The organism is Segatella oulorum F0390, from assembly GCF_000224615.1.
In the GTDB taxonomy this organism is placed as follows: Bacteria; Bacteroidota; Bacteroidia; order Bacteroidales; family Bacteroidaceae; genus Prevotella; species Prevotella oulorum.
In genome coordinates, this window is record NZ_JH114215.1 from 1,309,015 (window position 1) to 1,328,792 (window position 19,778).

21 protein-coding genes, 2 tRNA genes and 1 pseudogene are annotated in these 19,778 nt (G+C 48.4%); 14 read left to right on the forward strand and 10 right to left on the reverse strand.

All coding sequences use genetic code 11. The features are described from left to right. Positions 1-590: 590 nt before the first annotated feature. Positions 591-1,022 carry a lipocalin-like domain-containing protein gene (locus HMPREF9431_RS05575; RefSeq protein ID WP_004380198.1) on the reverse strand — a complete coding sequence of 144 codons (432 nt, stop codon included), beginning with the start codon at positions 1,020-1,022 and terminating at the stop codon, positions 591-593. Then, positions 1,019-2,512: a capsule assembly Wzi family protein gene (locus tag HMPREF9431_RS05580; RefSeq protein ID WP_231287719.1), complete on the reverse strand. Its 1,494-nt coding sequence runs from the start codon at positions 2,510-2,512 to the stop codon at positions 1,019-1,021. The genes HMPREF9431_RS05575 and HMPREF9431_RS05580 overlap by 4 nt, the downstream gene beginning before the upstream one ends. Between HMPREF9431_RS05580 and HMPREF9431_RS13465 the strand changes: the two genes are divergently transcribed. Further along, on the forward strand, positions 2,500-2,652 hold the full coding sequence (locus HMPREF9431_RS13465; protein WP_231287721.1) for a hypothetical protein: 153 nt from the start codon (positions 2,500-2,502) through the stop codon (positions 2,650-2,652). The two genes, HMPREF9431_RS05580 and HMPREF9431_RS13465, sit on opposite strands and share 13 nt — an antisense overlap. Here HMPREF9431_RS13465 and HMPREF9431_RS05585 read toward each other — a convergent pair. Further along, positions 2,646-3,254 carry a hypothetical protein gene (locus tag HMPREF9431_RS05585; protein WP_040560902.1) on the reverse strand — a complete coding sequence of 203 codons (609 nt, stop codon included), beginning with the start codon at positions 3,252-3,254 and terminating at the stop codon, positions 2,646-2,648. The genes HMPREF9431_RS13465 and HMPREF9431_RS05585 overlap by 7 nt on opposite strands. A gap of 198 nt (positions 3,255-3,452) precedes the next feature. Here HMPREF9431_RS05585 and HMPREF9431_RS05590 point away from each other — a divergent pair, with 198 nt between their 5' ends. After that, positions 3,453-4,238: a hypothetical protein gene (locus HMPREF9431_RS05590; protein ID WP_040560904.1), complete on the forward strand. Its 786-nt coding sequence runs from the start codon at positions 3,453-3,455 to the stop codon at positions 4,236-4,238. A gap of 184 nt (positions 4,239-4,422) precedes the next feature. Here the strand turns inward: HMPREF9431_RS05590 and HMPREF9431_RS05595 are convergent, their stop codons facing one another. The 3 genes from HMPREF9431_RS05595 to HMPREF9431_RS05605 form a co-directional block, all read right to left on the reverse strand. Then, complete coding sequence (locus tag HMPREF9431_RS05595) at positions 4,423-5,001, reverse strand: helix-turn-helix domain-containing protein (protein ID WP_004380202.1); 579 nt, start codon at positions 4,999-5,001, stop codon at positions 4,423-4,425. Positions 5,002-5,065: 64 nt separating this feature from the next. Further along, positions 5,066-5,147: transfer RNA gene (locus HMPREF9431_RS05600), tRNA-Tyr, on the reverse strand. A 9-nt stretch (positions 5,148-5,156) separates the two neighbouring features. Next, positions 5,157-5,231 (reverse strand) — tRNA-Val (locus tag HMPREF9431_RS05605). Between the two features lie 203 nt (positions 5,232-5,434). Here HMPREF9431_RS05605 and HMPREF9431_RS05610 point away from each other — a divergent pair. The 10 genes and pseudogenes from HMPREF9431_RS05610 (at position 5,435) to HMPREF9431_RS13480 (ending at position 13,942) form a co-directional block, all read left to right on the forward strand. Further along, positions 5,435-6,253 (forward strand): AAA family ATPase, encoded by an 819-nt coding sequence (locus HMPREF9431_RS05610; protein WP_004380203.1) that lies wholly within the window; start codon positions 5,435-5,437, stop codon positions 6,251-6,253. A 12-nt stretch (positions 6,254-6,265) separates the two neighbouring features. Further along, complete coding sequence (locus HMPREF9431_RS05615; RefSeq protein WP_004380204.1) at positions 6,266-7,264, forward strand: DUF4435 domain-containing protein; 999 nt, start codon at positions 6,266-6,268, stop codon at positions 7,262-7,264. A 130-nt stretch (positions 7,265-7,394) separates the two neighbouring features. Continuing rightward, a complete protein-coding gene (locus HMPREF9431_RS05620) occupies positions 7,395-8,153 on the forward strand; it encodes a sigma-70 family RNA polymerase sigma factor (RefSeq protein WP_004380205.1) in 759 nt (252 codons plus the stop codon). A gap of 181 nt (positions 8,154-8,334) precedes the next feature. Continuing rightward, the gene (gene dnaK / locus HMPREF9431_RS05625; RefSeq protein ID WP_004380206.1) at positions 8,335-10,248 is read left to right on the forward strand and encodes a molecular chaperone DnaK; all 1,914 of its coding nucleotides are present in this window, start codon (positions 8,335-8,337) and stop codon (positions 10,246-10,248) included. Positions 10,249-10,348: 100 nt separating this feature from the next. Beyond that, positions 10,349-10,981 (forward strand): class I SAM-dependent methyltransferase, encoded by a 633-nt coding sequence (locus tag HMPREF9431_RS05630; RefSeq protein ID WP_004380207.1) that lies wholly within the window; start codon positions 10,349-10,351, stop codon positions 10,979-10,981. 235 nt (positions 10,982-11,216) lie between these two features. Beyond that, a complete protein-coding gene (locus HMPREF9431_RS13470) occupies positions 11,217-11,423 on the forward strand; it encodes a helix-turn-helix domain-containing protein (protein WP_040560907.1) in 207 nt (68 codons plus the stop codon). An 11-nt stretch (positions 11,424-11,434) separates the two neighbouring features. After that, positions 11,435-12,163 (forward strand): annotated as a pseudogene (locus HMPREF9431_RS05640) (Fic family protein); the annotation flags it as partial. A gap of 28 nt (positions 12,164-12,191) precedes the next feature. Further along, on the forward strand, positions 12,192-12,989 hold the full coding sequence (locus HMPREF9431_RS05645; RefSeq protein ID WP_004380209.1) for a DUF2971 domain-containing protein: 798 nt from the start codon (positions 12,192-12,194) through the stop codon (positions 12,987-12,989). A gap of 509 nt (positions 12,990-13,498) precedes the next feature. Continuing rightward, on the forward strand, positions 13,499-13,669 hold the full coding sequence (locus HMPREF9431_RS13475; protein WP_004380210.1) for a hypothetical protein: 171 nt from the start codon (positions 13,499-13,501) through the stop codon (positions 13,667-13,669). A gap of 60 nt (positions 13,670-13,729) precedes the next feature. Beyond that, the gene (locus tag HMPREF9431_RS13480) at positions 13,730-13,942 is read left to right on the forward strand and encodes a hypothetical protein (protein ID WP_231287765.1); all 213 of its coding nucleotides are present in this window, start codon (positions 13,730-13,732) and stop codon (positions 13,940-13,942) included. 281 nt (positions 13,943-14,223) lie between these two features. Here HMPREF9431_RS13480 and cysK read toward each other — a convergent pair whose 3' ends face one another. The 4 genes from cysK to rsmA all read right to left on the reverse strand — a co-directional run bounded on the left by cysK (position 14,224) and on the right by rsmA (position 17,612). Beyond that, on the reverse strand, positions 14,224-15,171 hold the full coding sequence (gene cysK / locus HMPREF9431_RS05655) for a cysteine synthase A (protein WP_004380212.1): 948 nt from the start codon (positions 15,169-15,171) through the stop codon (positions 14,224-14,226). A gap of 51 nt (positions 15,172-15,222) precedes the next feature. Then, positions 15,223-16,155, reverse strand: a complete 933-nt coding sequence (gene rsgA / locus HMPREF9431_RS05660; protein WP_004380213.1) for a ribosome small subunit-dependent GTPase A — start codon at positions 16,153-16,155, stop codon at positions 15,223-15,225. Between the two features lie 9 nt (positions 16,156-16,164). Further along, the gene (gene frr, locus HMPREF9431_RS05665; protein WP_004380214.1) at positions 16,165-16,725 is read right to left on the reverse strand and encodes a ribosome recycling factor; all 561 of its coding nucleotides are present in this window, start codon (positions 16,723-16,725) and stop codon (positions 16,165-16,167) included. 89 nt (positions 16,726-16,814) lie between these two features. Beyond that, a complete protein-coding gene (rsmA, locus tag HMPREF9431_RS05670) occupies positions 16,815-17,612 on the reverse strand; it encodes a 16S rRNA (adenine(1518)-N(6)/adenine(1519)-N(6))-dimethyltransferase RsmA (RefSeq protein WP_040560909.1) in 798 nt (265 codons plus the stop codon). A gap of 164 nt (positions 17,613-17,776) precedes the next feature. Between rsmA and HMPREF9431_RS05675 the strand changes: the two genes are divergently transcribed. Together HMPREF9431_RS05675 and HMPREF9431_RS05685 are read left to right on the forward strand one after the other, a co-directional pair. Further along, complete coding sequence (locus HMPREF9431_RS05675) at positions 17,777-19,096, forward strand: DUF6850 family outer membrane beta-barrel protein (RefSeq protein ID WP_004380216.1); 1,320 nt, start codon at positions 17,777-17,779, stop codon at positions 19,094-19,096. Positions 19,097-19,503: 407 nt separating this feature from the next. Continuing rightward, complete coding sequence (locus tag HMPREF9431_RS05685; RefSeq protein WP_004380217.1) at positions 19,504-19,710, forward strand: hypothetical protein; 207 nt, start codon at positions 19,504-19,506, stop codon at positions 19,708-19,710. The last annotated feature ends 68 nt before the right edge of the window (positions 19,711-19,778 follow it).

Genomic DNA, 19,778 nt, shown 5'->3' on the forward strand with positions numbered 1-19,778 from the left:
GCTGGGGTTTTCAATCGTGACGCTACCACCTTGGTCACCGCCCGGTCGCGCCTTGGGCGCACTTTCGCCCAACAAATAGTGCTCGGTCGCGAGGTGGATGACCGTGCATGTGGGCACTTCATACATTTTTTCCTTCATTTTGCTAAAACTATTTATATGTTACGAATAATACTTTCGATGTTTTTGCACACAAAATCGGTTCATTTATGCACGCAAAAAGGGCATGCAAAAAGTTTATAAAAAACTTACTTGCACACCCTTTGTTTATAAGTGATTATGTTGTATATTAACGCGCGCGCGTTCTTTATTAATGAGCGGACGTTAGAATGTGTGTGTGTGTGTGTGTTACACAATTATTTGGATTGACCAAATAAAAAGGCATAAAAAAACAGGCAGAAGAAAAATTCTTTTGCGCTGCGAAGGTTGCCTTATGGTGTAAACTACTCATCACTTAACGTTTTATTTTGTCGGCCGCAAAGTTAAATGTTTTTAGCGAAATGGCGAAATATTTTCGAAAAGAATTGTGTTCGTGCACCATTATCTTGATGTACATTCATCTCTTCTACCCCTGCACATCCCCCATACTGCGGCTATAGCTTCCGGAAATAAAGGCGCAGACTTGCGCTGGTGAGCACCATGCACTGGCGGTCGATGGTGATAATCGAGAACTGTTCGGACAGGGTTTGAATGCCATAGGGATGCAACGGTTGCGGTGTTTGCACGGCAATATCACCACTATCGCGCGCGGAAAGATAGGGATGGCTGAGCAACAAGTCTTCGCCGTGTTGCGCAAACGAAAGCAGATAGTCGCCGCGTTGGCCGGGCACGTCGCGCAACTCCAACAGACGCCCTTGGAAAGCCCACGTGCATTGCTGTGCCTCCACGTTGGCATGGCCTCCCGTCTGCAATGTGTCGACCGCTGTTAAAAGCCACCATCCATCCAACTTCCCGTTGTGTGATGTTTCTAATTCGCACGCCGAGAGGCAGAACATAAAGGCGAAAAGAATGCTAAGATATTTCATTTCTGCTTGGATTTAAAATTCAACATGCCCGTCTTGCGCAGCGTGAGTTGCAGGCCTTGCTGACGCCCATAGAGCGTTCCGGCATCCAAAGCGGCAGCGAGGATGACCGACCATCCCGCCCATTTCGATGCTTCAGCAAACGCATAGTGCGTCTCGAGCAGCAGGTTCAGTGCTCGACGCGGAGGATAATACAGCTGATAATAGGTGCCGAAGCCTTGTTGATAGGTGGCTAAAAGACGATAGTGCAAACGAGAAAGCGGCTCACCCATGAGGCCGATGTGCCAAGCTATGAAGCGATTGTTTTTCACTTCGATGGTGTGATCCGTGTTATAAATGGGCGAACGATAGAGCGGATTGCCCATCACCATGCCCCAATGTTGCCAGCCCGAGAAGAGATGATGGTTATAAAAATTGTCGCGCCCCACGATATGTTCGGCCACGTTGGGCGTATGGTCGTGATAAACGGGGCCGCCTTGGTATTTGGAATAGACATATTCTACCACCACTTTTTGCAGCCACGGCGTGCCATTCAGTCGCAGTTCACCACCCAAAAGCCAATCTTTAAAATCATACACGAAATAGCGTTGCCGCTGCATGTGCTGTGCATTGCCGCCCGTGCCCCACCCATTCTTGTTGAGATGAATCATTGACGAGTTGTCTTCAAAATAATGATCGGCATAAAGACTCACGCCCCACGCCGCCTGTTGCCAATTACATCGCATAAGCCATGCCCCCAAATGATTACCTTCTTTGTTGGTAAACGAGCCATCGGTGGCATCGCTCCCTCCAGGGAAAAAGGCATGCCAAAACGCACGGGGCGAGGCACTGTTGTGCACAACCTCCATACCACCATTTTGCTTCAGATAGGATGTTCCGCCAAATTGCGTGGCCATTTCCAATCCCAATTCCACCGAAAAGGGCACCTGTCGCTCGGGGTTTCCAATCATCACATAGCCCGCTTTGCTGTGGTAAAGCGCATCTTGCGTGTAGCGATGTTGCCCTTGGGTGAAACGCTTCTGCCAGCCACTGTCGGTGGGTTTGCCATAAGCCACATGCCCTTTCAGGCGCAACCAGCGGTGGGTGAAGGGCACTATCCAATAACGAGGCAGCGAAAGGCGCACCTCAGGAATCGGCCTTGCATTGATGCCTAATGCCTGATTGCCCGTGGAGAGCTGTCCATCTTTCAAGGCCATGGGCTGCGCTTTGCTGCCTAGGGTGAGCAAAGCATGTCGCCAACGCACCTCCACAAAGGCTTGCTGCACCCACAATGTGCTGCCAAAGCCACGTGCTGCGGCCAACTCTACCCCATAGCCCACGCCCCATTTTCGTGCATCATCGTGCGCAATGCTACGCTCCAACTCTGCAATAACCGCCCCATTCGACGAGGTCAACGTACCCCATCCATAGCGATTAGCCACCAACCAAAAAGGTGTTTGCCCATGCGATTGTGTGGTTTGCAGCGCCACAGCATAGTGCAATGAGTCGAACAAAGCGGGGCGTGTCGTCGACAACTGGTGCTGCCAAGCATATTGTGCTGCGGCAGATGGCGAGTAAACCAGCCCTAACAGCCAACAAACACACGAGAAAAGAGCGGAAAGGCGCACGGCAAACCTATGCAAAGGATTATTGAATGAGCTTGGGATAAACCTGATTAGGGATGGCATCTGTGCGCTCTAACAGCGGCCATGCCGAACTTTTCACATAGTCTTGCCCGGGCTGTTTGTCCTCACGAAACAAAAAGCGCGCGTTGAGATAGCCATCATTACCATCTTTAGCCACCACATAGGCATAAGCGCGGCGCCGATAACCCGTCACCGTTTCGCCATTGCACATAATCGTACTGGTCCAATCTTCCTGCGGCACTACGCTATATAAGATTTGTGCACGAGGATATTTCTTTGCAAAAGCCGCCCGCGCAAGCTTCACCATTTCTTGGCCGGCAGTCGTGTTTTTACTCACAAACTGGTCGTAATGATACACCGGCATATAGCGCATGCCCTCGACTTCAATCAAACCATCGTCCTCGGTTCGCTGCTTTTTTAAGTCGTCGACACCAATCTTTTCGCCCAACTCCTTGCCCGTTTCACTCACCTGCTTCTTCGCCTTTTTCCAAATGCCTTGCACCTTTTTCACCAAGGTTTCGGGCTTTGCCTTGTTACTTTTCTGCGCCATCGTGGGCAACCCTATAGCCAGAAAGGCCAACATCAGCACCATGAATCGATTTTTCTTCATAAACTTCTCTAATTTGATTGTCCACAAAAGTAGGACAAAACGCCCCAACTACAAAATAATTTCAGTTTATTTAAGGCTGCTGTGCTGTGCTTTCCACCCGCCAAGTGGCCTGTTGCTTTTTGCGAATGTTATCATAAAAAAGACTAATGTGCAGATAAACTTATGGCGGCATTTGCTAACTTTGCTCACATGAAACGAATGAAACAGCTTTATATCACATGGATGGCCCTCACGTGTGCCTTGCCCTCGTTGGCACAGATGCACGTTCACGAAGGGCCTTTGCATAGTTTTGATGCACCAAGAAAGGGCTGGGTGCTGCCGGGCGACACCGTGTTCACCGACACTGCACAATATGTTTATCAAGGACAGCCGCAACAAATCGCTTTCACGGCCGACGCATCGGATGCTGTTCCCACGCCACCCCTCTACACATCGCGCTTTAACAACTACGGATGGGGCTTGCACGAAGGGCTCAACGTGTCGGCAGGTTTGTCGGCTTTTGCCACTTTTGGCAAACATGTTCCCCATCGTGGCGGCTTCAGTCAAAACCTCAATGCCACCTATTTAGCACCGCTTTCGAAGAATCGCAAGCTGTGGTTGGCCGCAGGAGGCATGCTGCGCAACACTAATTGGGGCAGCGATAACTACCGAGAAGCCTTGCTTTATGCCGCATTGGGCTATCGGTTTAACGACCATTGGGAGGCTTGGATTTATGGACAAAAGTCTATTGCCAACAGTGGTTCGGGCGTGTTTGCTTCGCCCTATGGCTTTTATCCCGGCCTTGGCTATGGCTTTTATCCCGGTCTTTATAGCAGTTTCTATGGTGGAGGCTTAGGTTTCCCGGGTGCCGATATGGTGGGAACAGCTGTGAAATATTCGGTTAATCCGCATTTTTCATTCCAGTTGAATGTCGAAACGGCTTGGTATCGTCGCCCTGCTTTCCAATATTTCGACCAATATAATTATCCTGCTCCAAGGAATTAACTTTCTCATTAACCCTCACCCTATGAGCGATAGAACAGCAAAGGCGGTTGCAAGCATTGTGCTTGCAACCGCCTTTGCGCTTTCACTTCTGCTCCATGGCAGCGACGCTACCCACAAAACAGCCCAAAGATGAAACACTTACTTTCGCCCATGAGGTGGCCCGGCCACACGCATCTATGCGGGATTATTTCGTTCCTACTTCGTCAAGATTGGCACGTTGCGCCGTTTTCATGAAGCGGAATTGCGTGGGTGTCATGCCCGTGACGCTGCGAAACTGACTGCTTAAATGAGCCACACTCGAATAATTCATTTGATAGGCTATCTCGGTCAAAGTCAGTTCATCATAGCGTATCAGCTCTTTTACACGCTCAATGCGTTGCATAATGAAATAACGTTCGATGGTGAGCCCCGTCACCTCACTAAACAATTTGCTCAAAGCGCTATAGTCACGGTGCAACAACTGTGCCAAATAGACGCTCAAATTAAGGGTTTTGTTGCCTTGATGATGGTGCACCAACTCGATGATGGCTGTCTTCATGCGCTCAATCATCTGCTGTCGCTGGTCGTCGAGCAGTTCAAACCCCAAGGCCTCTAAGCGTGTTTTGAGCTGTGCCAGCTGTGCTTCGGTAGGCACATCGCTCACCCAAACTTCCCCCAAATCAATGCGTTCGGGCGTCAAGCCAACATCCTTCAACACCTGTTCCACGGCCATTTTGCAACGGTCGCACACCATGTTCTTAATGCGTAATTGCGTTTTTTGCATGTTGCCCTCCTTGTGTTAAAACCAAACAAAGAGACATCCTTCATTGGATATCTCTTTGTTGGTGTGGGTGGTGATGGATTCGAACCACCGAAGGCATCGCCAGCAGATTTACAGTCTGCCCCATTTGGCCACTCTGGTAACCACCCTTTCGGTTGTGGGCGTTGACGGATTCGAACCGCCGACCCTCTGCTTGTAAGGCAGATGCTCTAAACCAGCTGAGCTAAACGCCCTCATTTTTTGAGGCGTTGCAAAAGTAAAGAGATTATTCGGACAACGCAAATTTTTTATTTGTTATTTTACAACTTTTAAGAACCACATCGCCATTCTGTGCCACAAAACTGTCAAAAGACAGGTGTTTGCATGGAAAAAGGGCACAGGGCGCATAGTCCTTTCGGTTTTATTTCGTAAATTTGCCCTAACGAAAAAGTACAGCATGGCATACGCAGACTATATTAAACAAATTGAAATCGATTCGCTCTGGAGCGGCACAAAGCACATTTTGTGGACTTTAGACCGAAAAGTGAATGTGTTGAGCGGCATCAACGGTGTGGGCAAGAGCACCATTCTCACCAAGATTATTCGCAGCTTATCGCAGAATAGTGCCCATGCCTCTCACACACCCAAGGGAATAAAGCTCACTTTGATGCCGCAAACGGCCGACGAAATCCGCTTTGATGTGGTGCGCTCGTTCGACCGCCCGCTCATCAATGCCGACGTGATGGGCAAGTTAGACCTTAGCTTGGCCACCGAATTGGACTGGCAACTGTTTCAGCTGCAACGCAAATATTTGGATTATCAGGTGAATGTGGGCAACCAAATGATTGCAGCTTTGCAAAGCGGAACGCCTGACGGGGCTGCCGAAGCGCAACGCTATGCCGCCCCGAAACAGCTGTTTCAAGATCTCATCGACCGCCTTTTTGCAGAAACAGGAAAGACCATTGTGCGCACAGAAAACGAGATACGTTTCAATCAAATGGGCGAAATGCTGCTGCCCTATCAACTCTCGAGTGGTGAAAAACAGATGCTGATGATTTTGCTCACCGTGTTGATGGAAAACCAACTCCCCTATGTGTTGCTCATGGATGAGCCCGAGGTGAGTCTGCACTTTGAATGGCAAAAGCAGCTCATCGACCTCATTCTGCAACTCAATCCCAACGTGCAGCTCATCATCACCACCCACAGTCCGGCCGTGATTATGAATGGCTGGATGGACCATGTGACCGAAGTGACCGACATCACTCTGCCCGATTAACCCCACACCACAATGGCAAAACGACTCCGGCAACACATTTCTTCGGCCTATTTCGAAGCGGCCAACCAGCTCACCTCTAAGCAGGCGCGCCGCAAAGTGGTGGCCTATGTGGAGGGATATGAAGATATTTTCTTCTGGCGCAGTGTGCTCAGCGAGTTAGAAGACGAGGAACATTATTTTGAAGTGATGCTGCCTTCGCGCCAACACAAAATAGAACGTGGGAAGAAGGCTGCCATATCGCGCTTGCTCTCGGATGTGGGCGAAGACATGATTGCCTGTGTTGATGCCGATTACGACTATCTGTTGCAAGGCGTTTCCCAAGGTTCGCAACAGTTGTTGCACAATCCCTATGTGTTTCACACCTATGCTTATGCCATCGAAAACTTGCAATGCTATGCGCCTTCACTGCGCAATGTGGTGGTTTCGGTGGTGCTCAACGATCACAACATCTTTGATTTCGAAGCCTTCATGCAACGCTATTCCGAAATCATCTATCCCCTCTTTGTGTGGAACATTTGGTATTATCGCTCCACGCATTACAGCAACTTCACCATGACGCAATTCAATCATGCCATTGAAATGGGCGAAGTCGACATCAATGCGCCTCAACATGCCCTGGCGAAATTGGCTAAGAAGGTGGGGCGCATGGTGCAAATGTTGCAGGCAAAGAATGAAGCGGCATGGGAGGAATATCATCAGGTAGCGGCCGATTTGAAGCGGCTGGGCGTCACACCTCGTAACACCTATTTATATATACATGGGCATCACTTGTTTGAAAACGTGGTGGTGCCGCTGCTCACCCGCGTGTGTAACAGGCTTTATCGGGAGCAAGAGCGTGCCATTCAGCGCCAGGCAAAGCACAATTTGCAATTACAGAGCGAGATGGCTGGCTATCAACACCGCGTGGGAAATGTGGAATTGGCACTGCGAAAGAACACCAACTTTCGCACAGCGCCCCAATATCAGCAAATCATTGAACAATTTAAAACAAAAGAACAAGGAATGGTTTGAAAATGAAACGCCGACAGATTGCACTGAAAAAGCATTGCTTTTACCTTAAAATGTGGCGCAGATTGCAGGGCAATATGGCATACATTTCAAGCCTTTAAAATCGCTAAGCATAACAAAAACAGAAGAGAAGATGAAGAAAATAAAAACAGGACACCCCTTGTCGGAGCGTGAAAAGGCTTCGCTCACGGCCTATTTAAACGAAATAGGGAAAGAAGTTTTATTAGCCGATGAGGAGGAATGTGCCCTCGCACAACAGATTAAAGCGGGCGGAAAACAGGCCGAACGGGCGGCTAACAAATTGGTTTCGGCCAACCTGCGCTTTGTGGTTGCCGTGGCAAAGCAATACACGGGTGAGGGAATGTCGATTGCCGACCTCATCAGTGAGGGCAACATGGCGTTGCTCAAAGCTGCCTATCATTTTGATGGTGCACGCGGATTGCGCTTCGTAGGCTATGCCGAACCCTTCGTTCGCAAGGCAATGGAACAGGCTTTAAATGTGCAAAGTGGCATCATCAGTCTGCCTAAAAACGAGAAAAATGCACAAGAGAAAGAAAATAGCCGCGCTTTCTCGGTAGACGCTCCCTTGCAAAATGGCAAACAAGTGAGCTTGGGCAGCACGCTGACCGACGACAGTGTGGCGCGCCCCGACCAGCAAGTGTTAGCCGATTCGGTGAAGGAAGAGTTGCTGCAAGCCATGGAAATATTGAATGAACGCGAGCAACAAGTGGTGGCTTCTTTCTATGGCATCAACACACCCCACCTCACTTTTGCCGAGATTGGTATGCGCATGGGACTGAAACGCGAACGGGTGCGTCAGATTAGGAAGCAGGCCGTGCGTAAGCTAAGCCGCCACACCAACTCCGAGATGTTGCGTGTTTATTTCGCATAGCAGGCTGCTATAGGCGGCAACGGCAAGGAACATGCACTTGTAAATATGACATTTTGTCACGCCTTTGTGACAACAAAACACCACGTGCTTATTTTGGCACGTGGTTTGTTTATGAGAGCGTGTCTTCGAAAAACTTTCGGAGCATGAAACAAGAATAATAAAAACAAAATAAATAAGAATTATGGGAAAGATTATTGGAATTGACTTAGGAACAACGAACAGTTGTGTTGCCGTTTTCGAAGGTAACGAACCCGTTGTGATTGCAAACAGTGAAGGGAAGCGAACCACACCTTCGGTTGTGGGATTCTTGAAGGATGGCGAGCGCAAAGTGGGCGATCCTGCAAAGCGTCAGGCCATCACAAACCCCAAAAATACGGTCTACTCTATCAAGCGTTTCATGGGTGAGACCTACGAACAGAGCCGCAAAGAGGCCGAGGCTATGCCTTATAACGTGGTTGACGATGCGGGCTATCCACGCGTAGAAATTGAAGGACGCAAATACACACCGCAAGAGATTTCAGCCATGATTTTGCAGAAAATGAAGAAAACGGCCGAGGACTATTTGGGACAAGAAGTGACAGATGCTGTGATTACCGTTCCGGCTTACTTCTCTGACTCACAACGTCAGGCCACAAAAGAGGCAGGACAAATCGCAGGTTTGAATGTACAACGCATTGTGAACGAACCTACAGCCGCAGCACTTGCATACGGTGTTGACAAGGCAAACAAAGATATGAAGATTGCCGTTTTCGACCTTGGTGGTGGTACATTTGATATCTCTATCTTGGAATTTGGCGGCGGTGTGTTCGAGGTTCTCTCAACCAATGGTGACACACACCTTGGTGGTGACGACTTCGACCAAGTGATTATCAAGTGGCTTGCCGACGGTTTCAAGGCCGATGAAGGTATTGATTTGACCAAGGACCCAATGGCTATGCAACGTTTGAAAGAGGCTGCTGAGAAGGCAAAGATTGAGCTATCGAGCTCGTCTTCGACCGAGATTAACTTGCCTTATATCTCGGCTGAGGGTGGCGTTCCAAAGCATTTGGTTAAGACTTTGACCCGTGCACAGTTCGAACAATTAGCACATGAGCTCATTCAGGCTTGTTTGGTTCCTTGCCAAAATGCTATTCGTGACGCACACTTGCAGACTTCAGACATCGACGAAGTGATTTTGGTTGGTGGTTCAAGCCGTATTCCTGCTGTGCAGACTTTGGTGAAGAACTACTTCGGAAAAGAGCCTTCTAAGGGTGTAAACCCCGATGAAGTGGTAGCTGTTGGTGCAGCCATTCAAGGCGCTATCTTAAACAAAGAGAGCGGTGTGGGCGACATTGTGTTGCTCGATGTAACGCCTCTGACGTTGGGTATTGAGACCATGGGCGGCGTAATGACCAAACTCATTGAAGCCAACACCACCATTCCTTGTAAGAAGAGCGAGACATTCTCGACTGCTGTCGACAACCAAACGGCCGTGACCATCCACGTATTGCAAGGTGAACGCCCCATGGCTGCACAGAACAAGAGCATTGGACAATTCAACCTTGAGGGTATAGCACCGGCGCGTCGTGGCGTTCCTCAGATTGAAGTTACATTCGATATTGATGCCAATGGTATTCTGAATGTGAGCGCAAAGGATAAGGCTACGGGCAAGGAGCAGAAGATTCGCATCGAGGCTTCGAGTGGCTTGAGCCAGGAAGAAATCGACAGAATGAAGGCCGAAGCTGAACAGAATGCTGCGGCAGACAAGGCTGAACGTGAGAAAGTGGATAAGCTCAATCAGGCTGATTCATTAATCTTCACGACAGAAAACTTCTTGAAGGACAATGCCGACAAGGTGCCTGCCGACAAGAAAGCACCTATCGAAACAGCACTCCAGCAACTGAAAGATGCCCACAAGGCCGCTGATGTTGCCGCCATTGACACGGCAACTGCAGCCCTCAACGCAGCGGTTCAGGCTGCCAGCGCACAGATGTATCAAGGTGGTGCACAGCCCGGTGCTGATGCACAAGGTGCTCAAGGTGGTCAACAAGCACAAGATAACGGTAGCAATGGTGCTGATGACATCCAAGATGCTGACTTCGAGGAAGTGAAATAAGCATAGAATCTGCACCTATTACAAGATAATTTAATCCCGGTAATCATAGGAAATTACCGGGATTTTTTATTTCATCACCCTTCAGTACACAAAAAAATATATGACATATTTATTACTCGTCATCCTTGTGAGCATAGCCACATGGGGACTTTTTAGGCATCTTATCAAGCAATCTAAAAACCCAAAGGGATGGATAGGCAGGCAGATGATGCGACTTTGGAACAGCATTTACCTCCCGATGGTTGACTGGTCGCTCGCTCCTCTCATGGACAAAACTCCCCAAAATATTCTTGACGTAGGTGTGGGAAACGGAAAATCCACACAGCATCTGCAAGAAGCTTTCCCGCAAAGCAATATCTGTGGAATAGACATCTCGGCGACAGCTATTGCCGAAGCACAGAAACTCAACGCTCCTTCAATCTCTTTTTCTGTCCGAAACATTGAGGAAACAGGCTTCTCCCCACAGCAATTCGACCTTATTTGCGCTTATCAAACGCATTTTCATTGGCAGAATCCCACACAAGCCTTTTCTGAACTACATCGCATATTATCAGATTGTGGTACACTCATCATTGCTTGTGAGACTGCAAAACTCAATTACTACCTACCCTTATGGAAAGATCTACAAACCTTAAAGGCCTATCTACATCCGCTTGGATGGACATTATCAGACTTTAAGAAAAACAGAACGTTCACAGCATTCTACCTCACCAAGTTGACAATAGGAGCGTAAAAATAAAATCAGCGTTTTAGGATGTGTTCTCCTATCTGTTGTAACTTACAAGAGATGTTTGTAGCCCTCCAAACACCTCTTGCATATTTGTGACAGATGTTTTACGTCTGTACAAAGTGACAAATGGCAAGATACCAATCTTCCTACGCAATATTTAAAGATAAGAGAGTTTTCTCCTCTCTTCGTGTTCTTGATACAAGAGAATTTGCTATATTTGCAAATATAATATAACATAGTGGAAGGTTTAACCAACGGCATAAATAAGGTGCTTATAGAGAAAGGGATTAAGCAGACATGGCTTGCAGAGAAGCTCAGTAAGTGTTTTACTATTGTGAACTCTTACGTTCGCAATCATCGCCAGCCAAGCCTTGAATTGCTATTCTATATAGCCCAGAGCTTGCAGGTGAACTCAAAGGAGTTGATGAACTCTCTAAATGAATAACTTTTTTCATTATGACAGAACGTAAAGAGCAACATAAGAAATCAATCCGCTTCTTCAACGACCGTGAAGTAAGGGCGGTGTGGGACGACGCACAAAACTGTTGGTGGTTTTCAGCAACAGATATTGTTCGTGCCATTAACAATGAACCTGACTATACTAAAGCAGGTAACTATTGGCGATGGTTGAAAAAGAAGTTGAAGCAAAAAGATGTTGAACTCGTGAGTGCCACTCACGGCTTCAAGTTTGAAGCCCCTGATGGGAAGTTACGCGTGGCAGATGTTCTTAATAGTAAGGATGTTATATTGTTAGCAAAGAACTACCCCAACAATCGTGCTAATGACTTTCTCGATTGGTTTACCTACAGCGACAATACTATTGATGGGCAAAGCAAGAAGAAAGCTTATCAACTCTTTGAGAGTGGATTGTTAAAAACGGCAGAGCCTGGAAGCATGAAGTGTCTGCAACAGATACACGCTTATCTCTTTGGAGGATTGTACGACTTTGCAGGACAAATCCGTACGAAGAATATTTCAAAAGGTGGTTTTACCTTTGCTAATTGTATGCACTTCCCTGAAACCCTGCAAACAATAGAGCGAATGCCCGAAACAACCTTTGATGAGATTATGGACAAATATGTGGAAATGAATGTTGCTCATCCTTTTATGGAGGGTAATGGTCGCAGCACTCGCATTTGGCTCGACCTCATGCTAAAGCGTTCTCTCAAACGGTGTGTAGATTGGAGATTACAATAAACTGATGATTTAAATTATGGGAAAGATTTATCATTATACAACAATAGAAACATTAGCTTTAATTCTAAAAAATAAGACTATACGATTTAATCGTTTAGATAAAGTTGATGACATGGAAGAGGCAATGTATGATTCAGGAGGGCTTAATATCTTTTTAGGGCAATATTGTTTTGTTTCATGTTGGACAAAGGATGACAAAGAAAATCTTTCCCTATGGAAAATGTATACCAACTATAAAGGTGTACGAATAGGACTTGACGAAGATATATTTGTCAAATATAGAGTCAACGACACTTTCTATAGTTATTTCAAGGAATGGAGCCATATAGAGGGTGATTGTGTATTTATGTTACCAAATAATGAAGCCAAATTACAAGAAATTCACTATATTCCTGATAATAAGTCATTAATAAACAATTTAATAAAAAAAGAAGGAGATGGCATCTCTATAAACACAAAGGATATGGGATGTATTAAACGAGATTCATGGGCATTTCAAAACGAATATAGATTTAGGCTGATAGCCCAACCTTTAAACCCTAAATTGATGGACATCAATGAAATGTCTAACCTGTTTAATTCTCTAATGCATTTAATAGATGTCATTACAAAATCACTAGCACAAAATTACAAGGTTCATACAGAATATGTAGATTTACCCATGAAGCTTGAGGCACTAAATAATATTGAGATCATGTTGGGTCCAAAAACTTCATTAGCAGACAAAATTATTATAGATGCCCTTTTAAGAGATTTTTCTAATACGAAAATTATAGATAGTTATTTTAAGGGCAAGATAAGGGATAAATGTTAAATTCCTTTATTATTCAAATATTTGGCTTGTGGATGATAACATCCAAGATGTTTTCTAATCAATACTATTCAAATTGAGGAAATATTTTTGTACCATACAAATGTAAATCATTGATAATCAGTGTTGGATATATTTGAGGAAGTAAAGTGGAACTATTTCGATAGTAAAGAAGATAGGTTGCTGTTTGCTGCAAATGCTTGCAGGGATAGTAAATGACAGGTTTGGAACATAATGGTTAAAACATAATGGTTGTTCCACGTATAATTTGCAGGGGGGAAAGGTGGAATATATCGGGGAGAATGACTATCTTTGCAGAGACATTCCGCCGTGTGGCTCATTGTGCCTTACAATAAAGGAAGGTGCACTGCTCGCCAACCGAAATAAAATTTATTCAACACAAATCATGACTTGCCCAACACAAACAAAGCTTGGACAATATAAGCAAGGACTTGGACAACAGAAGCAAGAACTTGGTCTACACAAACAAGGACTTATTCAACAACAACTTTATGGGAAAAGCAAAATTAAGGAAGAAACTTGAGGGGCTTCCCAAAGAGAATATCATCAGGATGGTGATGACTCTTTATGATGCCAGCAAAGAGGCAAGACGCTATTTGGATTTTTATGCTGAGCCAAACAGCAAGGATGAGTGCGAACATTTCAAGCACATCATCCGATAAGAGTTCTTTCCCACACGCGGATTACCTAAAGACCCTTCGTTTGCAACTTGCCGAAAGGCTATATCCGATTTCAAGAAAATGAAACCGCTACCCTACGATTTGGCCGATCTCATGCTGTTCTACATCGAAACGGGCTGTGAACACACGATGACCTTCGGCGATATGTGGGAGCAATATTACACCGCACTCGAAAACAACTTCGACAAAGCCATGAAGTGTATCGTGGAGTTTGGTTTGCTTGAAACGTTTGAACCGCGCATCAAACGGTGTTGAATGCGACCGACTGCGGATGGGGATTCTCGGATACGTTGTGGGACATCTACCACAAACACTGTGATTGACCCCTGCAAGGCGTGGCGCATGGCGAGGCAACGTCGCTGAAAGAAAAGAAGAAAGGGTTAGCTTCTACAAAAGAGGAAGCTAACCCTTACCTTTATGATAGGTGCGTTACGAGCGGCGAGGTTGTGCAAAGTATAGAAATTCCTGCACACTTGCGCGGAACACAAGCTGCGCAAAGCATAGGAATCCCGGCACGCTATGCGCCCGTCACGCGTTTACAGTGGGTATTCATCAAACGCATAGAGCACGGTGGAGAGATAGCGTTCGCCGGTGTCGGGCAGCAAGGTGACCACGCGCTTGCCTTTATTTTCAGGGCGGAGCGCCACACTTGCAGCCGCAAAGGCAGCCGCACCCGACGAGATGCCCACAAGCAAACCTTCGGTTTTAGCTAATTGGCGGGCGGCAAGAATCGCCTCATCGTTGGCTACTTGCACCACCTCATCGATGAGCTTTGCATCATACGTCTCAGGCACAAAGCCTGCTCCGATGCCTTGAATCTTGTGAGGACCGCTGGCACCGCCGCTCAAGACGGGCGACTCTTTGGGTTCGACGGCCACAATCTTCACCGCTGGGTTTTGCTCTTTCAGGTATCTCGCCACACCCGAAACGGTGCCACCTGTGCCGACACCCGCAACGAAAATATCCACATCTTCGTCGGTGTCGCGCCATATCTCAGGACCTGTGGTGGCATAGTGGCGCTCGGGATTGGACGGATTGGTGAACTGTCCCAAGATGATGCTGCCTGGAATCGTGGCTTTCAGCTCTTCGGCGGCACGGATAGCGCCTTTCATGCCCGCCTTTCCCTCGGTGAGTTTCACTTCGGCTCCATAGGCTTTCACTAAGTTTCGGCGCTCAACACTCATCGTTTCGGGCATCGTCAGAATCAATCGATAGCCTTTTACTGCGGCAACTAATGCCAAGCCCACGCCCGTGTTACCGCTGGTGGGTTCGATGATGGTGCCGCCAGGTTGCAGCTCACCCGAGGCTTCGGCCGCCTCAATCATGGCCAAAGCAATGCGGTCTTTCACGCTGCCGCCGGGATTAAAATACTCTACCTTGGCCACGATGGGCGTTTCAACTCCACGCCAAGCCGAATATTTGCTCAGCGCAACCAAGGGCGTGCGGCCCACCAACTGAAGTACATTCTCTGCTACTTTACTCATGTCTCGATCCTTTCTTGATTAAAATGAACTGATTATTGCTGCGGACGCCCATTAATAGGGCTCCCGATATTTGTTTTCTTCCTTATCATTGCGCATGCTGAGATAGCTCTGGTAGCGGCTCTCGGCAATGTAATGGTCGGCTAAAGCCTGACGAACGGCGCATCCCGGTTCATGGGTGTGGGTGCAATTACTAAACTTGCAATCGCGTGCGAAATGGAAGATGTCGCGGAAATAACTCGTGAGTTCTTCGGGCTCGATATCGAATGTGCCGAAGCCTTTGATGCCCGGCGTATCGATGAGATAGCCCCCCTCGGGCAGAGCGAGCATCTCACTGAAGGTGGTAGTGTGCATGCCCGTGTTGTGCGCGTCGCTAATCTCGGCCGTTTTGAGGTTGGCATGCGGTAGGATTTGGTTGATGAGCGTGCTCTTCCCCACCCCACTATTGCCGCTGAGCAACGTGATTTTATCTTTCAGCAGCGGCATGAGTCGGTCGACGCCTTGCCCGGTGGCTGCCGAAATCTCGTAGCAGGCATAGCCGATGGTGTCGTAGAGTTGGCAAACCGCCTGCTGATAGTGCCGCTCGTCGGGCGAGAGCCTGTCCGTCTTGTTGAACACCAACACCACCGGAACCCTGTAGGCCTCAGCCGATGCCAGGAAGCGATCGATGAAGATGGTGCTCGTTTGCGGATAATTCACCGTGACGACGAGCACCGCCTGATCGACGTTGGCGGCCAGAATATGGCTCTGTTTGCTCAGGTTCTGCGACTTGCGAACGATATAGTTTCGGCGCTCATCAATACTCGTGATGAACGCCGTCCCTTCTTGATTCACGGCAATCTCCACACGGTCGCCCACGGCAACCGGGTTGGTGCTGCGAATGCCTTTCAGACGGAAATTGCCTTTGATTTTGCTTTCCACCGTGCGGCCGTCATCGGTTTTCACCGTGTACCAGCTGCCCGTGTTTTTAATGACTAACCCTTTCAAGCGCTGCACTTACACCGTCATGATTTCTTTTTGCTTCTCGGCCAGCAGATCGTCGATGCGCTTGATATATTTGTCGTGCACCTTCTGCAAGTCGTTCTCGGCATCCTTTTCCAAGTCCTCCGACAGCCCATCCTTGATGGCTTTCTTGAGTTTATCCTTCGCCTCGCCACGCACATTGCGCACCTCAACCTTCGTGCGTTCGCCAATCTTGTTGCATTGCTTCACCAGCTCCTTGCGGCGTTCCTCGGTGGGTTGCGGAATGCCGAGGCGAATCACCTCGCCGTTGTTCTCGGGCGTGATGCCCACGTCGCTGTCCATGATGGCCTTCTCAATGTCCTTGATGGCCTTTTTGTCCCACGGCCGGATAGCGATGGTGCGCGCATCGGGCGTCGAGATGTTGGCCACCTGATTCAGCGGCACCTTCGAGCCATAGGACTCCACCTTCACGCCATCGAGAATAGCCGTGTTGGCCCTGCCTGCCCGGATGTGGGTTAACTCATCGGCCAAATACATGGCCGCCATTTCCATGCGCTCTTGCGCGTCGCTCAGTGTTGCTTTAACGTCTAACATATCGGTAGTTTTAAAATTCGTTTCCGCAAAATTAGAGATTAATTTTTAATCTTCCAATGCTTTCCACAAAATATTCCGCATCTTTTCGGCTACGGACGAATGTGGGGCGCCACAAGATTGGTGAGCGCCACAAACTGTGCCACGCTGAGCTGTTCGGGGCGCAGCGTCATCTCGTCGGTGGCAAAGAATTGGGGTGCCGGCATCGACGTTTTATCGAATAGCTGCCTGAGGCTCACGCGCAGCATCTTGCGTCGCTGATTGAACACCGTTTTCACCACGCGCCTGAACAGCCGTTCGTCGCAGCCCAACTGCGCCACACCGTTGCGCCGCATGCAGATGACACCGCTCTTCACCCGGGGCGGCGGATTGAACACGCCCTCGTCGACGGTGAACAGATAGTCGACATCATACCACGCCTGAATGAGCACCGACAGAATGCCATAGGCCTTGCTGCCGGGCTGCGCGGCGATGCGTTGCGCCATTTCGCGCTGAATCATGCCCGTGCAGCAGGGGATCAGCTCCTTGTAGTCGAGCATTTTAAAGAAAATCTGCGACGAAATGTCGTAGGGATAATTGCCCGTGAGCACAAAAGAGCGCCCCCCGAAAACGGTCGACAAATCCATGCGCAAAAAGTCCTCACCGATGATGTTGTCGCGCAACTGCGGATAGTTGGCATGCAAAAACGCCACCGACTCGCGGTCGATTTCCACCGCTTTCACCTCGCGCCCCTTCGTCACCAAAAACTGCGTGAGCACGCCCATGCCGGGGCCAATCTCCAGGATGGGCAGCGCGGGGCAGGCGTCCACCGTGTCGGCAATGCGCCGCGCAATCGTCAAATCCGTCAGGAAATGCTGTCCCAAGTTCTTCTTGGGCTTCACTAATTTCATCTTCGTAAACTGTTGTTGATGCTGCAAAAGTAAACAATCTCGGCCAACGCCCCAAGCCATCGCCCCAATTTTTATGCACCGCCGCATCGTTCCGCCCCGTTTCGTGCGCGGCGGAGCCTGTGCCGACGGATTAAACGAGGGCGGTTGCGTGGTGAGAGGGTTTGATGGAGGTTGGTAGGGGCGGTGCCTGTGTGCCCGCCCTTGTCGCACAGATGGGACGCGCCTTTACGGCCGGACGCTTCAATGCTTCGTCCTATCAATGGCTGGGCAAGCATGCGGTAGTGTGGGGAGATGCCGGCTACGATCGCCGTCTCACACGCGATATTCAGTGGAACGAGTCGGCCGATTTCATGCAGATTTACCCCTATGTCACAGCCGATACCCTCGGCGGCAAGATGGAACGTGAGGCCTATCGCTTCCACATGGGCTATGCCCGCCAACTGAACCGCTGGTGTTATGGTGTTGAAGCGGCCTACGAGTCAGCATTGAGCTATCGTGACATCGACCCACGCCCACGCAACAACAGTCTGTTTGTCGACCTCAAAGTGGGCGCATCCCATTCGCTCGGCACACGTTACAACCTCGGCACTTACATCCTTTGGCAACGCTATTCACAAGAGCAATCCATCGCCTTTATGAATCCCCTGGGCGCCATCACTCTCTATCAGATGCAAGGCCTCGGCATGCACTACTATCGATTTGCCGGTGCATTGAAAGAAGCCTATTTCACAGGCCACACCTTAGGTGCCGGCTTCACGCTGCAACCTCGTAACAAGGGACTTTTGGCGCAGTTGGAAGTATCGCGACGTGTGTTGCAAAAGCAGATGTCCGACCTGCAAGATGCCCCCATCAACGATCTGACTGTTTGGACCATTTCGGGCGAGACGGCCTGGCGTGGACAGCAACATCACGTGTCACTCTCGGCCACCTATAGCAACCGCGAAGGTGCCGAACGCTTATATGACAACGGCCTCACGGGCTACAAACAGTTAGCCATCAACTATCCCTTTCTTGCCAAAACGCTACACATACAGTTGGAAGCCGCGCAGCAATGGCTGTCAGCGCGGTGGGAAATCAATGCCGCGCCTACGGTTTCGTTGCTGGCTTTTCAAGAAACCTACGCCAATCCGCAGCGCGAAATGCAGTTTGCCAACCTCTCGTTCGGCTTGCAAGCACAGGTCATCAGGTCGTTTCGTGCAGGCATTTTCACTGCACATATCGCGGTGCAACGCACACAAAACATGCAAAAGCGATTGGTTTTAAACGACCGACACGCTTTCGCCGAACCGCTTTCCATGCTAAACGACAACTACAATCAGCTCACAGCGCACGCTTGGACCGGCGAAATCGGTGCGCGCTACGACCTCTTTCTTCGCACCCCCTCCATCAAAACACTGTTCCTACAAGCAACACTCCGCCATCAAAACCGCACTACCCACCATCACACCACCCTTGTTCAACTATCATTAGGTGTAACACTTTGAGCTTTCCCTTTCCTTTTTCAAAACATTTTTGCAGGTAAATTTGTTGCTTTGCGCAAAAGTTTATACCTTTGTGCCCGATGGACTTACACAACATGACATATTGCATTTCGATGTTGCAAAGAAAATCTTCTTTCTTTGCATCTTTTTATGCCATTTATTTGGTCAATCCAAATAATTGTGTAACACACACACACACACACACACACACACACACACACACACACACACACATTCTAACGTCCGCTCCTACGCGCGCGTAATATACAACATAAATACTTATAAACAAAGGGTGTGCAAGAAGTTTTTCATAAACTTTTTGCATGCCCTTTTTGCGTGCATAAATGAACAGATTTTGTGTGCAAAAACATCGAAAGTATTATTCGCAACATATAAATAGTTTTAGCAAAATGAAGAAAAAATTGTATGAAGTGCCCACATGTACGGTCATCCACCTGGCGACCGAGCACTATTTGTTGGAAGGAAGCGGTCCCAAGGCACGACCGGGCGGTGACCAAGGTGGTAGCGTCACGATTGAAGACCCCACCGAAGATGACGACGACACCAACCTCACGGGCGCCAAGCGCTGGGGCGGCGAATGGGAAGAAGAAGAATAAGTTTGCAAATGCAATGAGTAAGTAACGATTTAAAAAGCGAATCAATGAAAAGAAAATTTTTAGATAAC

Excerpts from the sequence above, each read along its gene's own strand:
- HMPREF9431_RS05575 (WP_004380198.1), bottom strand. The coding sequence starts at position 1,022 with ATGAAATATCTTAGCATTCTTTTCGCCTTTATGTTCTGCCTCTCGGCG.
- HMPREF9431_RS13465 (WP_231287721.1), top strand. The coding sequence starts at position 2,500 with ATGAGTCGAACAAAGCGGGGCGTGTCGTCGACAACTGGTGCTGCCAAG.
- HMPREF9431_RS05585 (WP_040560902.1), bottom strand. The coding sequence starts at position 3,254 with ATGAAGAAAAATCGATTCATGGTGCTGATGTTGGCCTTTCTGGCTATA.
- HMPREF9431_RS05590 (WP_040560904.1), top strand. The coding sequence starts at position 3,453 with ATGAAACAGCTTTATATCACATGGATGGCCCTCACGTGTGCCTTGCCC.
- HMPREF9431_RS05595 (WP_004380202.1), bottom strand. The coding sequence starts at position 5,001 with ATGCAAAAAACGCAATTACGCATTAAGAACATGGTGTGCGACCGTTGC.
- HMPREF9431_RS05610 (WP_004380203.1), top strand. The coding sequence starts at position 5,435 with ATGGCATACGCAGACTATATTAAACAAATTGAAATCGATTCGCTCTGG.
- HMPREF9431_RS05615 (WP_004380204.1), top strand. The coding sequence starts at position 6,266 with ATGGCAAAACGACTCCGGCAACACATTTCTTCGGCCTATTTCGAAGCG.
- HMPREF9431_RS05620 (WP_004380205.1), top strand. The coding sequence starts at position 7,395 with ATGAAGAAAATAAAAACAGGACACCCCTTGTCGGAGCGTGAAAAGGCT.
- dnaK (WP_004380206.1), top strand. The coding sequence starts at position 8,335 with ATGGGAAAGATTATTGGAATTGACTTAGGAACAACGAACAGTTGTGTT.
- HMPREF9431_RS05630 (WP_004380207.1), top strand. The coding sequence starts at position 10,349 with ATGACATATTTATTACTCGTCATCCTTGTGAGCATAGCCACATGGGGA.
- HMPREF9431_RS05645 (WP_004380209.1), top strand. The coding sequence starts at position 12,192 with ATGGGAAAGATTTATCATTATACAACAATAGAAACATTAGCTTTAATT.
- HMPREF9431_RS13475 (WP_004380210.1), top strand. The coding sequence starts at position 13,499 with ATGGGAAAAGCAAAATTAAGGAAGAAACTTGAGGGGCTTCCCAAAGAG.
- cysK (WP_004380212.1), bottom strand. The coding sequence starts at position 15,171 with ATGAGTAAAGTAGCAGAGAATGTACTTCAGTTGGTGGGCCGCACGCCC.
- frr (WP_004380214.1), bottom strand. The coding sequence starts at position 16,725 with ATGTTAGACGTTAAAGCAACACTGAGCGACGCGCAAGAGCGCATGGAA.
- rsmA (WP_040560909.1), bottom strand. The coding sequence starts at position 17,612 with ATGAAATTAGTGAAGCCCAAGAAGAACTTGGGACAGCATTTCCTGACG.
- HMPREF9431_RS05675 (WP_004380216.1), top strand. The coding sequence starts at position 17,777 with ATGGAGGTTGGTAGGGGCGGTGCCTGTGTGCCCGCCCTTGTCGCACAG.
- HMPREF9431_RS05685 (WP_004380217.1), top strand. The coding sequence starts at position 19,504 with ATGAAGAAAAAATTGTATGAAGTGCCCACATGTACGGTCATCCACCTG.